This window comes from Nonomuraea monospora, from assembly GCF_039531895.1.
Classification (GTDB): Bacteria; Actinomycetota; Actinomycetes; order Streptosporangiales; family Streptosporangiaceae; genus Nonomuraea; species Nonomuraea monospora.
Genome location: NZ_BAAAQX010000034.1, coordinates 71,590 through 85,069, shown reverse-complemented (window position 1 = coordinate 85,069; position 13,480 = coordinate 71,590). Strand labels below are relative to the sequence as shown.

Genomic DNA, 13,480 nt, shown 5'->3' with positions numbered 1-13,480 from the left:
CGGGTCTGTAGTCCCGTGCGCACCAGTACGACCCGCGCGCGGTGCCGGCGAAAGGGAGACGATGATCGGGGTCACGGCCGAGAGCACGCCGTTGCGCGACGTCACGGAGGTGGCGGAGTACGCGCGCCGGTGCTTCCGCCCCGCCGCCGCCCGGGTGGGCGTCGAGCTGGAGTTCCTCGTCTTCGACCGTACGGATCCCGGCGAGCACGTCCCGATGGAGCGGACCCGGGGGGCGCTGCCCGAGCACCTGCCGGGCGGCAGCCGGGTGACGTTCGAGCCGGGCGGCCAGCTCGAACTGTCGGGTCCCGCGGGCCCGCTGCCCGAGACGGTGGCCCGCCTGACCGCCGACGTGGCCGCCGTCCGCGACGGCCTGCGCGCCGCCGGGCTGGCGCTGGGCGCGGTGGGGCTCGATCCGGTGCGCGCCCCGTGCCGTCAGCTCGGGCTGCCCCGCTACGAGGCGATGGCCGAGTTCCTGGGCGCGCCGTACGGGGCGCTGATGATGTGCTCCACCGCGTCCATCCAGGTCAACCTGGACTTCGGGGGCGAGCCCGCCGTCCGCTGGGAGCGGGCGCACGCGCTTGGCCCCGTGCTGCTCGCCGCCTTCGCCAACTCCCCGCTGAGCGGCGGCAGGCCGCACGGGTGGATGTCGGGCCGCCAGGACGTCTGGAACAACCTCGACCACAGCAGGACCCGGCCGGTGCCCGTCACGGGCGACCCCGCCGCCGACTGGACGGAGTACCTGCTCGACTCCCGGCTGATGCTCGTCTGGGAGGACGCCGAGCGCTACCGGCCGATCCGCGACGGCTCGACGTTCCGCGACTGGCTGGAGGGCGGGGGCGAGCGCAGGCCCACCCCCGAGGACCTCGCCTACCACGCCACCACCGTCTTCCCGCCGGTCCGGCCCAGGGGATGGCTGGAGATCCGCTACCTGGACGCGCTGCATCCGTCCGACTGGCCGGTGTGCGTGGCCGTGACGCACGCCCTGATCACCGACGACCGGGCCGCCGACGCCGCGATGGCCGCCGTCGAGGTGCGGCGGCCTGCCCCGTACCAGGAGGACTGGGACCGGGCGGCCCGGTGCGGGCTGGCGGACCCGCGGATCAGGAACGCCGCCGAGGCGTGCTTCCGCGCCGCGCTGGAGGCGCTGCCGCGACTCGGCGCGGACGCCGCCCTGGCCGGCGCCGTCGCCGCCTTCGCCGACCGCCACGTGAGCACCGGCCGCTCACCCGCCGCCTACCTGATCGACCAGACCCCCGGCTCGACCGGCCGCGCGTGGCTCGACCACGACTCCCACCACCGGCCCGACGGCCACTGACCAGACGACGACACAGCAAGGACGCGCATGACTGACATCAAGGAACGCATCGCCAAGGAGCTCATCGCGGTGCGCGACCGTTCACTCACCTACACGGACGCCGAGGACGACCTCCTGGTACGCCAGCACTCCCCGCTCATGTCCCCCCTCGTCTGGGACCTGGCGCACGTCGGCAACTACGAGGAGCTGTGGGTCCTGCGCGCCGCGGCCGGCATCACCCCGCTCCGCCCCGAGATCGACGACATCTACGACGCGTTCAAGACCCCGCGCAAGGACCGCCCCGGCCTGCCGTTCCTGCGCCCCGCCGAGGCGCGCGGCTACATCGAGGGCGTGCGCGGCCGCGTGCTCGACGTGCTCGACGAGATCGACCTGGAGGGCCCGTCCCCGCTGCACCGCGACGGCTTCGTGTTCGGCCTGGTGATCCAGCACGAGCACCAGCACGACGAGACCATGCTCGCCACGCTGCAGCTCTCCGGCCGGCCCGGCCTGGTCCGCGACGGCCACCTGCCGCCCGGGCGCGCGGAAGGGCCCGAGGAGGTGCACGTCCCGGCGGGGCCGTTCCTCATGGGCACCGACACGCTGCCGTGGGCCTACGACAACGAGCGCCCCGCCACCTGGGTGGACCTGCCCGGCTACTGGATCGACCGGCTCCCCGTCGGCAACCGCGCGTACCTGGCGTTCATCGAGGACGGCGGCTACGACGACCCCCGCTGGTGGACGCCCGAAGGCTGGGAGTGGCGGCAGCGGCGCGACATCACCGCCCCCCTCTTCTGGACCAGGGACGGCGGCGCCTGGCACCGCAACCGCTTCGGCCGCGTCGAGCCCGTCCCCATGGACGAGCCCGTGCAGCACGTGAGCTGGTACGAGGCCGACGCCTACGCCCGCTGGGCGGGCAAGCGGCTGCCCACCGAGGCCGAATGGGAGAAGGCGTGCGGCTGGGACCCGCAGGAACGCCGGTCCAGGCGCTACCCGTGGGGCGAGGCCGACCCCGGCCCCTCCCTGGCCAACCTCGGCCACCTGTCCTCCCACCCCGCCCCGCTCGGCGCCTACCCGCAGGGGGCCAGCGCCTACGGGGCCGAGCAGATGCTGGGCGACGTGTGGGAGTGGACCGGCTCCTGGTTCCACGGGTATCCGGGGTTCCGCAGCTTCCCGTACAAGGAGTACAGCGAGGTGTTCTTCGGCGAGGAGTACCGCGTGCTGCGCGGCGGCTCCTGGGCGGCCGACCCGGCGGCGGTGCGCACCACGTTCAGGAACTGGGACTACCCGATCCGCAGGCAGATCTTCACCGGCTTCCGCTGCGCCCGGTCGGAGCTGGTCTGAGGTGTGCAGGCACGCCGCCTGGCTGGGCGCCGAACGCCCGCTCGCCTCGCTGATCGACGAGCCCGAGTACGGGCTGCTCAAGCAGTCGTACGCGCCGCGCCGCCAGCGGGCCGGGCTGATCAACGCCGACGGGTACGGCATGGGCTGGTACGTCGCCGGCCGTCCAGAACCGGTGCGTTACCGCCGTTCCGTGCCCATCTGGACCGACGCCAACCTGCCCGGCCTCGCCGCGACGGCCCGCTCCACCTGCCTGCTGGCCGCCGTCCGCTCGGCCACCGTCGGCATGCCCATCGAGGAGAGCGCCACCGCGCCGTTCACCGACCGCACCTGGCTGCTCAGCCACAACGGCCGCGTCGCCCGCGACGCGGTCAAGGACCTCTGCGACGGCGCCGAGAGCACCTGCGACGCCGCCTGGGTGGCCGCCGCCGTCTTCCAGCGCGGACGCGCCGGCGCCGGCCTGGGCGAGGCGCTGGCCGACGTCGTCGTACGGGCCGGGGAGAAGGACCCCGCGGCCCGCCTGAACCTGCTCGCCTCCGACGGCACGGCCATCTCCGCGACCGTCTGGGGCGACACCCTGTTCCACCACCGACTCCACGACGGCGTGCTGGTGGCCAGCGAACCGCTCGACGACCTGCCCGGCTGGCAGGCCGTGCCCGAGCGGAGCCTGCTCACCGTCACCCGCGACGACGTCGTCGTCCAGCCGTTGTGACTCATCTAGGAGATCTCGTGCCCGTCACCCAGTCCACCGTGCGTGTGATCAGCCATCTTGACCGCGACTACCTGCGCCAGGCCCTCGAACACGACGTCACCACCGGCCTGACGTCCAGCCCCAAGTGGCTGCCGCCCAAGTGGTTCTACGACGCCGCCGGCAGCGACCTGTTCTCCCGTATCACCCGATTGCCCGAGTACTACCCGACCCGCCGCGAGCTGGCCATCCTGCGCGCCCGCGCCGCCGACCTCGCGGCCGTCTCCGGCGCGGACACGCTGGTCGAGCTGGGCTCCGGCACCAGCGAGAAAACCGTGCTGCTGCTGGACGCGCTGTCCTCGGCGGGCACCCTGCGCGGCTACACGCCCGTGGACGTGGACGCCGTCACCCTGGAGGCCGCCGCCCACCGGCTCGCCGGCCGCTACCCGGGGCTGACCGTGCAGGCCGTGTGCGCCGACTTCGAACGCCACCTCGCCCTGCTGCCCCGCAACGGGCGGCGCATGGTGGCCTTCCTCGGCGGCACCATCGGCAACCTCGAACCGGCCGCCCGCGCGGTGTTCCTCAAGGAACTGCGGGCCACGCTGCGGTCGGGCGACACGTTCCTGCTGGGGGCCGACCTGGTGAAGGAGCGGGGGAGACTGGTGGCGGCCTACGACGACAGCGCGGGGGTGACGGCCGAGTTCAACCGGAACGTGCTGCGGGTGATCAACCGGGAGCTGGACGCCGACTTCGAACCCGAGTCGTTCTCGCACGTGGCCGTCTACGACGAGCGGCACGACTGGATCGAGATGCGGCTGCGGGCTTCGCGCGCCATGCGGGTGCGGGTCGGCGGGCTCGGGCTGTCCGTGTCGTTCGAGGAGGGGGAGGAGATGCGGACCGAGATCAGCGCCAAGTTCCGGGAGGACGGGCTGCGGGCCGAGCTGGCGGCGGCTGGGTTCGGGGTGCGGCGGCATTACACGGATCCTGAGGGGGACTTCGCCCTGGTCCTGGCCGAGGCGTGAACCCCCGCGCGACCCCCGCCTCCGATGCTCTGGTCGGGGGGAGAGGTGCTACGGAGGCGGGACGGGCGCGCGTGGCCGAGTCGTGGCGGGCGGCGCGCACGGTGATGCCGCCCGGGCACCTCGACGCGGCCGGGTGCAACGTGCCCAGCGATCGGGTGCTCGACGTGATGACGGCGCACCTGCGGCTGGAACGCGAACGCGGCGGCTACGGCGCCGCCCCCGACCTCGCCCCCGCCCGCACGGCCCTCGCCGCCCTGGTCGGCGGCGCGCTGAATGACGGCGCGCTGAATGACGGCGGGCCGGGCGACGGCGGCCCGTCGGGTGGTGGCGGGCCGGGGCGGGTGGCGTTCTTGGAGAGCGGGACGGCGGCGATGGCGGCGCTGCTGGGCGGCTGGCGGCTGGGCCCCGGCGCCCGCATCGGGTGCGCCCCCACCGAGTACGGCAGCACGCTGATGCTCCTGCGCCACCTGGCCCCCCAGCGCGGCTGGCACCTCATCGACCTCCCCGTGGACGGCGACGCCCGCATCGACCCCGACGCCGTACGAACCAGGCTCGCCGCAGGCCTCGACCTGGTGATCGTCTCGCACGTCGGCTCCCACCACGGCGTCGTCCAACCGGCACCCGAGATCGGCGCCCTGTGCGGGCAGGCCGGGGTGCCGTTCGTCCTGGACGTCTGCCAGTCCCTGGGCCACGTGGACGCGCGCGGCACGGGAGCCACCGCCTACGTGGGCACCTCCCGCAAGTGGCTGGCCGGCCCGCGCGGCGTCGGCTTCCTGATCGTCCCCGGCCTGACCCCCGCCATGGACGCCCCCGCCCCCACCCTCAGCGGCCACCTCTGGGACGACCCGTCGCTCGACGGCGGCGAGGTGACGCCGGTTGAGGGGGCGGCGCGTTACGAGAGCTCGGAGGGCCCCATCGCCGCCAGGGCGGGCCTCGGCGCGGCGGTCCTGGAGCACCACGAGCTGGGCCCGTCCGCCGTCCACGCCCATCTGGCCGAGCTGGGGCGCACGGCGCGCGGCCTGCTCGACGGGGCGGGCGGCTGGCGGGTGGCCGAGCCGCTCGACGAGCCTTCTGCCCTGGTCACACTCGTCCCGCCGCCCGGGGACACGGCCGAACGCGCCGCCGCCCGCGCGGCGCGGGCGTCCCTCATGGTCGGCGTAGTCCCCACGGCGCGCGCCCCGCTGCACCTGCGCGAGCCGGTCCTGCGCGTCTCCCCACCACCGGGCACCCCGCTGGACACCCTGGAATCCCTCGCCCGCACCCTCGCCACACCCTGACCTATCCCATTACTTCGCGGCGGGCAGCCCCAGCGACGCGACGAGCTCGCGCATCTCCTCCCGATACAGCTTCTCCGGATGCCGCGCCTGCGCACGCAGATGCCCGTGCACCTCCAGCGCCACCAGCCCGTGCATCCGCCCCCAAACCCGCAGCGCCATCGCCACGGCGGCAGGCGGCAGCCCGGGGTGGGAGGCCCGCACCTCGTCGGCGAGCCCCGGCCCGAAGTCCGCCCAGTCGTGATCACCCTCGCCCTGCCGAGCACCCATGTACGGCCAGGCGGCGGCCACCAGCGACACGAGCCCCGCACAGGCCCGCCGCGCGGCCTCAGGGGCGGGCCCACCGGGCGGCGGCCGGTAGTCGGGGACGGGCTCCCCGTAGACGAGCCGGAACCCTTCGGGATTGCCGGTCGCCCACGCCCGGAACGTCTGCGCCCACGCCATCAGCCGCCCCGCCGCGTCGTCGGCGGGCACGGCGGCGCAGGCCTGGTCGATCTCGTCCATGAGCGCGGTGTAGACGTCGTCGATGAGTGCTGTGAGCAGGTCGTCGCGGGTGGCGTAGTAGCCGTAGAGCGCGCCCGCCGTCATCCCCATCCGGCGGCCGATGGCGCGCAGCGTGACCGCGCCCGGCCCGCCTTCGGCCAACAGCGCCATGGCGGTCTCCTTGATCTCCTGGACCGTCTGAGCCCTGAGCCGCTCCCGCCTGCTGCCTTCGACCATGTTGACACCTTACTGGGTTCAGTGTCTAATCGGCGTTCAGTTACTACACACCGTTCAGTAAACATGAGGAGCTTGCCATGCGTGTTGGAGTGTTCGGAGCCACAGGCGTCATCGGGTCGCGCGTCGTCGCGGAAGCCGTGGGGCGGGGCCACCAGGTGACCGCGTTCACCAGGGACGCCTCCCGCGTCCCCGCCGACACGGGCGGGATCACCTGGCAGGTCGCGGACGTCCTGGACGTCCCCGCCGTGACGAGCGCCATCACCGGCCTCGACGTCGTCGTGAACGCGCTCAACGCCGGACGCGACATCCCCGACACGATCGCCAACGCCCACGTGCTGCCCGCCACCGCCCGTTCGCTGCTGGAGGCGCTGGAGTCGCACCCCGCCGCCAGGCTGATCGTGGTCGGGGGCGCGGGCAGTCTTGAGGTACGTCCTGGGCTGCAGGTGGCCGACACCGAGGGCTTCGCGAAAGGGCTGCCGGAGCGGCTCGGCGTCCCCGAGGAGTACGTCAAGGTGGTGCTGGCGCACCGCGAGGCGCTGGGGCTCTACCGCCTGTCCAACCGCAACTGGACCTACCTGAGCCCTTCGTCGGGCCGCGTCGATCCCGGCGTCCGCACCGGCAGGTTCCGGGTGGGCGGCGACCAGCTCCTGGTCCGTGAGGACGGCACCAGCGACATCTCCGCCGAGGACCTGGCCGTCGCCGTCCTCGACGAGGCCGAGCTGCCCCGGCACGTGCAGCGACGCTTCACCGTGGGTTATTGAGCAGAACGTTGATCGCGACGCCCGGCGCGGAGATCATGACCGCGAAAGGGAGGCACACATGCGGAGATTACGCACGCTGGGCGCCGCGATCGGCGCCGTCGTGGCCGTCGCGGTCACGACGGTCACGACGGCGACGCCCGCCGCGGCGGCTCAGCCGCCCACCCACACCTGGCACAAGCAGACCCTGTGGAAGCAGTACACCGGCACCGACCCGGCCACCGGCGCGACGGTCACCACCTGCTACCGGCTCCCGGCCGTCGTCAGGACCAGGAACGACGTGCTGCTCGCCTTCGCCGAACGGCGCAACAGGAACAACTGCGCCGACCACGGCGCGTTCGACGTCGTCATGCGCCGCTCCACCGACAACGGCGTCACCTGGGAGGCGAGCAGAACCGTCCTGGCCGGCACGGCGGGGGCGGCACTCCAGGGGAACGCGACCGTGGTGGCCGACTCGTCCGGGCCGGTGTTCCTGTTCACGACCTCGGAGCCGACCGCGACCCAGACCACGCCCCGCGTCCCGAAGGTGCAGGTCAGCAACGATGACGGGCGTACGTGGTCGGCGCCGCGCGACCTGTCCGCCGACATCAAGGCCCCGGCGGGGGCGGGCGACTGGTTCGCGACAGGACCCGGGCACGGGATCCAGCTCACGCGCGGCGCCCACGCGGGACGGCTGGTCGTCCCCGTCTACTTCGCCGTGGGCGACCGGCAGAGCGTGCGGCTCGTCTACAGCGACGACCACGGCGCCTCCTGGCGGATCGGCGCGACCGCCACGTACGACAAGACCGTGCTCAAGCTGGGCGAGCAGACGCTGGTCGAGCGGACCGACGGCAGCATCCTGGTGATCGCCCGCAACGGCGCCGTCCCCGACGACCAGACCTCCGTCCACGGCCTGGCCAAGGGCGTCAGCAGCGACGGCGGGCTGACCTTCGACGGCGGCTTCCGCGCCGACAACGCCGTCACCGCCCCGCCGACCCACCCCGCCCTCCTCCGCCAGCGCTGGGACGGCGGCCCGTACACCCGCATCCTGCTGTCGGCGCCCGCCACCCCCAAGACGAACAACAACCCGGTCGGGATGAACGTGCGATCGTCCTTCGACGAGGGCGCGACCTGGCGCGACTACGACGGCAGCACGGGCAACGCGGGGGTGCGGATCGACGGGGACCACGCGGGGTACTCCGACATGACGCTGCTGGGCAACGGGGCGATCGGGGTGTTGTACGAGGCGGGGGCGGCTCGGTTCCGTGACGAGATCCGGTGGAACTGGTTCTGGGAGAGTGCCATCGGCCTGCGCTGACCACCGTCCGACGCGCGCGCCGTACCGCTCACGGGCTCACTTGGTGGCGCAGGGCTGGGCGACGGCGGGTTCGCTCTGCGGCGCGAGGGCTGGGCGACGGCGGGCTCACTGGGTGACGCAGAGGCGTTCGACGGCCGCCGCCACCCGGCGGGTGAACGGTGACGCGCTGGCCGGGCCGTGGAAGGGCTGGGTGGCGCCGTCCGTGACGGCCTCGACGGTGGCCAGGTCGGCGCCGGGGTGGCAGACCACGTCGGCCGACGGCAGGTCGGCGAGCAGGAACTCGCCCTGGTCGGCGCGGGCCGATGCCGGGTGGGCGGCGCGCCGCACCCACAGCAGGCGGTCGTCGCGGTCCAGCCGGTACACGCCAGGCCCGCGCCCCGCCGCGACCCGTACGGCGGAGCCGCCGCGCAGCCGTACCCGCAGCGAGAAGGGACCGCCGCGCTGGGTGGCGCGCAGCAGGCTGACGTGGTTGAACTCCTGCGGATCCGCCAGCCAGCTCACCCGCCCGCCCAGCATCACCATCAGATGGGCCAGCACGAACGGCGGCACGCCGACGGCCTGCTGGTTGAGCGCCGACACCTCGGTGCTCTCGTCGCAGTGCCACCGGATGGCCGACAGGTAGACCCGCTCGCCCGGCGTGATCAGGGCGCGCAGGCTGAACAGCCCCGCGACGCCGTACCTGCGCCAGCCCCAGACCGCGATGCGCTCGGCGCACTCGATGAGCAGCGCGGCGGCGGGCACCGGCCAGGGGCGCGACCAGTCGTGCCCCGCGCTGCACAGCGGGCCCACGCCCAGCTCCTCGACGCCGGTCGTCTCGTGCGAGGGACGGTCCACGTACACGCTGACGCCGCCCGAGCCGTCAGGGACGCTGAGCACGGTGACGGCGCACGGCCAGCCGTCCACGAACGCCGCCACCCGGTACGGCCCCAGCAGCCGCACGGCCCTGGCCATGTCGTCGTCGCCCGACACGATCACCGTGCCGCGCCCGCCTGACACGCTGCCCGCCTGCACCACCACCCGCTCGGTGCCGACGGCGCGGCGCAGCTCCGCCAGGCTCGGCAGGCGTTCGGCGGGCACGCAGCGGATGCGCGCCACGGCCGGCACGCCCGCCGCCCGCAGCAGGTCGTCGAACAGGTGCCTGGCCTCGATCGTGGCCCGCACGCCCGGGTCGATCGCCGCGACAGTCCCGCCGGGGCCTGCCAGCTCCTGGAGCTGGGCGCCTGTGTGGCAGGTGGCGATGACGGGCGGGCGGTCCAGTTTGACCAGGTGGCGGGCGGCTTCGTGGCGTACGCGCCGCAGCCAGCCGCGCCGCTCGGGCACGGAACGGCTGCCGGTGTGCTCCTCCGCCGCGACGACCATGCCGGGCAGCGCCGGGTCCCACGCCCGGTAGCAGCCGATGCCCAGTGCGGGACGCAGCGCCTCGACGGGCGCGGGCCCGGTGTACCCGGTGCGCAGGGCGGTGCTGCACCGGTCGACGACGACCAGGGGCCTGCCCGCCAGCGCACCCAGCAACTCGGCGTGAGCCGCCTCGGCCGCCGCCCCGTCAGAGCGGGCCGCCTCGGCCGCCGCTCGGTCGGCGTGGGGCGCCTCGGCCGCCGCCCCGTCGGCGTGGGGTGCCTCGTCCGTGCCTGCCATCCGGCCTCCCTGTCGTCCGCCTGCCTCACCGTCCGCTCTCTTGACGGTGCTCTGCGTACGGCGCATCGTCGAGGGCACCGCGATGTGAAGCGATGTGAAGCTGAGATGCCGCCACGGCGCACCCGCCCCGTCGTGAACCGCTCCCTGGCCGCACTGATCGAGCAGGCAGGCTGGACGCACGCCGCCACCGCGCAGCACGTCAACGCCGTCGCCGCGGAGAGCGGTGAGCGCCTGCACTACGACCGCTCGGCGGTGGGCCACTGGCTGACGGGAACGGTCCCCAGGCCCGAGGCGGTGCACGCCGCCGTGGAGGCGTTCCGCCGTCGGCTGAACCGGCCGGAGCTCGTCCCGCGCCACCTCGGCTGGCCTGACGCCGCCGTCACCCCGCCCCCCGACGACCCCTGGGACGGCGACCCGGTCGCCCGGCTGGCCACGGTGGGCGAGGACGACCTGCTCAACCGCCGTACCGTGCTGACGGCGGGCACGTTCACGCTGGCCGCGCTCTCCGGCCTGGCCGCGGGGCGCGGAATCCCGCACGCGCGGGACCGTCCCCCCTGGGCGGGCGCGGGGCCGCACGCGCGGGCGGGCGCGGGCGACGTGGTCCGCGTACGCGCCGCCACCGCGGCCTTCGCCGACCTCGACGACCAGTACGGCGGCGGCCACGCCCGCGCCGCCGTCGCCGCCTACCTGGCGCGCGAGGTGACACCCCTGCTGCGCGGGGCGAGCGGGCGCGGCAGGCCCGACCTGTTCACGGCGGCGGCCGAGCTGAGCTACCTGGCCGCGTACATGGCCATGGACGCGGGCGCCAACGCCCTGGCCCAGCGCTACTACATCAGCACCGTCCGGCTCGCCGACGAGGCCGGCGACCTGCTGCTGCGCGCGACCGCGTTACGCAGCATGGCCGTGCAGGCCGCCGAGCTGGGCCACGACGGCGAGGCGCTCGCGCTGGCCGACGCCGCCGCCTCGGCCCTCGGCGGGCACGGCCCCCGGCGTACGCTCGCCTGGATCACCGGCATGCGCGCCGAGGCGCACGCGGCGGCCGGCACCCGCTGGGACGCGCTCAACCTGCTGCACCGCACCGAGACCCAGCTCGAACGCGCCGACTCCCCGCCGGAGACCGAGTGGCTCGGCAACTACCGGCGCGAATCCCTGGAGCACCAGATCGGGCTGACCCTCACCCAGCTCGGCGACCACGCCACCGCCGCCCGCCACTTCACCGCGTCCATGGCGGCGCGGCGGCCGGTGGAGCTGCGCACCCGTGTCCTGATCGGGCTGCGGGCCGCGCACGCCCACCTGCGGGCCGGCGACCCGGACCAGGCCGCCGTCACCGCGCTGGGCCTCGGCGACGACGTACGGCTGATCGCCTCGGCCCGGGTGCACGACGAGCTGCGCCGCCTGCGGGCGGGCTGGCAGCGGTACCGCGCCAGCCCGCTCGTCGCCGAGGCGGACAGCGCCGTGTCGGGCCGCGATCCCACCGGCTAGCTCACAGGAGTGTCCGGTGGGCCCGTCGGACGGTCAGGGCCGCGTGATCGTCCGGCGAGGCCGTCGGGACGGTCAGGGTCGCAGGATCGTCCGCGCCGCGACCAGCTCGCCGCCCTGGAACCCCTCCACCCTGATGACGTGCGCCGCCTCGGCGCCCGGCGCCGGCACGGTCGTGACCTGCTGCGTCACGTCCACCGACGCCACCGGCCGGCCGTCCAGGTAGACGTCGGCCCGATCCACCAGCGTGGTCGTCAGCGTCACCTGCGCCGCCCCGACCTGCACGTCGAGCCGCCGCACCGGCTGCCCGGCGAGGATCTCGCCCGCCCGCGCGAGCAGGTCCTCGTTGCCCTGCAGCACGTCCCTGCGGGTCATCCGGTGGCGGAAGTCGGGCACCACCCCGAGGTCCTCGACGGGCGTGCCGGCCAGGTCGTGCACGCGCAGCGTGCGCCGTACCGACACCCGCATGCCCGCCCCGCCCGGCAGCGGCTTGTACGGGGTCTCCGGCGCGGGCGAGGGCAGCTCCAGCAGGAGCTTGAGCAGCTCGTGCGTCCACACGTTGGCGCCGCCCGCGCCCGTGTTGTCGTCCGTGCCGAGCACCTTGCCGATCTTGTGGTCCTGGAAGCCGGCGGCGAAGATGTCGGTCGCCGAGTAGCAGAGCGCGTTGGTGATCAGCACGACGGGGCCGAAGTACTGCTGGCCGAGCGCGTTCGCGCCGCCGGGCGGGGTGATGGAGAACGCGCCGGAGAAGACGGCGCCCGTCTCCAGCGCCTGCTCCATGGACGGGCACCAGGGGCCCAGGTCGATGCCGGACGGGTTCTCCTGGTGCTGGCGGCAGATGCGCAGGTTCAGGTTGGACGTGATGAACTGCGTCGGCTCCGGCACGATCGGGCGCGGCGTCATCGTCTGCAGCAGGAACTCGCTGGCGAAGATGTGCCCGCCGCCGTTGTCGCGCACGTCCAGGACGAGCCCGTTCTGCGGCAGCAGCCCGATCAGCCGGCAGAACTCGCGGACGAACGCGTCCGGGTCGTTGACGCTGAAGCTGAACACCCTGATGTGCCCGAACGTGCCCGACGGGGTGACGACGCTCCTGGCGCGGAAGAAGGCGGGCATGGACGTGGGGAGGTCCGCGCCGGCCTCGGCGGGCTCGGCCGTCAGCTCGGCGCCGCCCAGGCTCTCCTGCGGGGTGACGGCCTCCGGCACGTACAGGAGCTTGATCGCCCGGGAGATCTCGTCCGCGCCCAGGTCGAGGCCCTGGGCCGTGGCGGCGACGGACAGCTCGTCGGCGTTCACGAACGGCGGCAGGTTGTCGCTGACGCGCCAGGTCTCGCTCAGCTCGCGGCGGATCCCGTCCTGGCCGACGTAGGTGAGCACCACCCACGACTCGTCCGGCGGCACGTGCACGCGCAGCGGCCTGATCGTCATCGACTGCAGGCCGCGCGCGTGCCTGGCCGCCGGGTTGCTGCCCGCGAACCTGGACGCGTTGATGTCCACCGCGCGGTCGATCGGGATGCCGTTCCAGTGCGTCACCTCGACGCCGGGGCCGAAGCCGGGGGCGGAGAAGCCCTGCAGCGTCTTGGTGACCACGTAGTGGCGCTGGTCGCCGTCGTAGTGCTCCTCGACGAGGTACGGGAGGAAGGCGATCTTGCCGGAGAACGGCAGGGGCAGCAGGTAGTTCGTGTGCAGGTCGCGTACCGAGTGGAAGATCTCGGACAGCTCGGCGTGGAAGCGCCATTCCGGGCCCATCGTCTGCGGGGTCTGCCTGCTCAGGCGCACGGCGAGCAGCCGCAGCCGCTGCACCGGGTTCACCGCGTGCATCGCGGCCTTCAGCGGCAGATGCACGTAGTTCTGCTCGATGAGCACCAGCGCCTGCTGGACCAGGAGTCTCCTGTCTTCGAGTGTGAGTTTGTCCGCCGCGCGCAGGAAGTCATTCAGTTCCTGCTTCGCGACCCCGCTCGTGGGCTCGGTCATCTTC

11 protein-coding genes are annotated in these 13,480 nt (G+C 74.1%); 8 read left to right on the top strand and 3 right to left on the bottom strand.

The genetic code is table 11. The annotated features are described in order from the left end of the window. Positions 1 to 61: 61 nt before the first annotated feature. The 5 genes from egtA (at position 62) to ABD331_RS45045 (ending at position 5,619) form a co-directional block, all read left to right on the top strand. Positions 62 to 1,315 (top strand): ergothioneine biosynthesis glutamate--cysteine ligase EgtA, encoded by a 1,254-nt coding sequence (gene egtA / locus ABD331_RS45065; protein ID WP_344489631.1) that lies wholly within the window; start codon positions 62 to 64, stop codon positions 1,313 to 1,315. Positions 1,316 to 1,342: 27 nt separating this feature from the next. Next, complete coding sequence (gene egtB / locus ABD331_RS45060) at positions 1,343 to 2,635, top strand: ergothioneine biosynthesis protein EgtB (RefSeq protein WP_344489628.1); 1,293 nt, start codon at positions 1,343 to 1,345, stop codon at positions 2,633 to 2,635. 1 nt (position 2,636) lies between these two features. Then, a complete protein-coding gene (gene egtC / locus ABD331_RS45055) occupies positions 2,637 to 3,344 on the top strand; it encodes an ergothioneine biosynthesis protein EgtC (RefSeq protein WP_344489625.1) in 708 nt (235 codons plus the stop codon). A gap of 17 nt (positions 3,345 to 3,361) precedes the next feature. Beyond that, on the top strand, positions 3,362 to 4,342 hold the full coding sequence (gene egtD / locus ABD331_RS45050) for an L-histidine N(alpha)-methyltransferase (protein WP_344489622.1): 981 nt from the start codon (positions 3,362 to 3,364) through the stop codon (positions 4,340 to 4,342). Between the two features lie 71 nt (positions 4,343 to 4,413). Further along, on the top strand, positions 4,414 to 5,619 hold the full coding sequence (locus ABD331_RS45045) for an aminotransferase class V-fold PLP-dependent enzyme (RefSeq protein WP_344489619.1): 1,206 nt from the start codon (positions 4,414 to 4,416) through the stop codon (positions 5,617 to 5,619). A gap of 9 nt (positions 5,620 to 5,628) precedes the next feature. Here the strand turns inward: ABD331_RS45045 and ABD331_RS45040 are convergent, their stop codons facing one another. After that, complete coding sequence (locus ABD331_RS45040) at positions 5,629 to 6,336, bottom strand: TetR/AcrR family transcriptional regulator (RefSeq protein ID WP_344489616.1); 708 nt, start codon at positions 6,334 to 6,336, stop codon at positions 5,629 to 5,631. Positions 6,337 to 6,413: 77 nt separating this feature from the next. Here ABD331_RS45040 and ABD331_RS45035 point away from each other — a divergent pair, with 77 nt between their 5' ends. Continuing rightward, positions 6,414 to 7,097, top strand: a complete 684-nt coding sequence (locus tag ABD331_RS45035; protein WP_344489613.1) for an NAD(P)-dependent oxidoreductase — start codon at positions 6,414 to 6,416, stop codon at positions 7,095 to 7,097. A gap of 58 nt (positions 7,098 to 7,155) precedes the next feature. Then, entirely contained in the window at positions 7,156 to 8,391 is a 1,236-nt protein-coding gene (locus ABD331_RS45030) for a sialidase family protein (RefSeq protein WP_344489610.1), read from the top strand. A gap of 105 nt (positions 8,392 to 8,496) precedes the next feature. Here the strand turns inward: ABD331_RS45030 and ABD331_RS45025 are convergent, their stop codons facing one another. After that, positions 8,497 to 10,026: a ribosome maturation factor RimM gene (locus ABD331_RS45025; protein ID WP_344489607.1), complete on the bottom strand. Its 1,530-nt coding sequence runs from the start codon at positions 10,024 to 10,026 to the stop codon at positions 8,497 to 8,499. A gap of 132 nt (positions 10,027 to 10,158) precedes the next feature. On the opposite strand from ABD331_RS45025, the gene ABD331_RS45020 reads away from it, so the two are divergent. After that, entirely contained in the window at positions 10,159 to 11,508 is a 1,350-nt protein-coding gene (locus ABD331_RS45020) for an NsdA family TPR-like regulatory protein (RefSeq protein ID WP_344489604.1), read from the top strand. A gap of 72 nt (positions 11,509 to 11,580) precedes the next feature. Here ABD331_RS45020 and ABD331_RS45015 read toward each other — a convergent pair whose 3' ends face one another. Further along, positions 11,581 to 13,476 carry a S41 family peptidase gene (locus ABD331_RS45015; protein ID WP_344489601.1) on the bottom strand — a complete coding sequence of 632 codons (1,896 nt, stop codon included), beginning with the start codon at positions 13,474 to 13,476 and terminating at the stop codon, positions 11,581 to 11,583. Between the last annotated feature and the right edge of the window lie 4 nt (positions 13,477 to 13,480).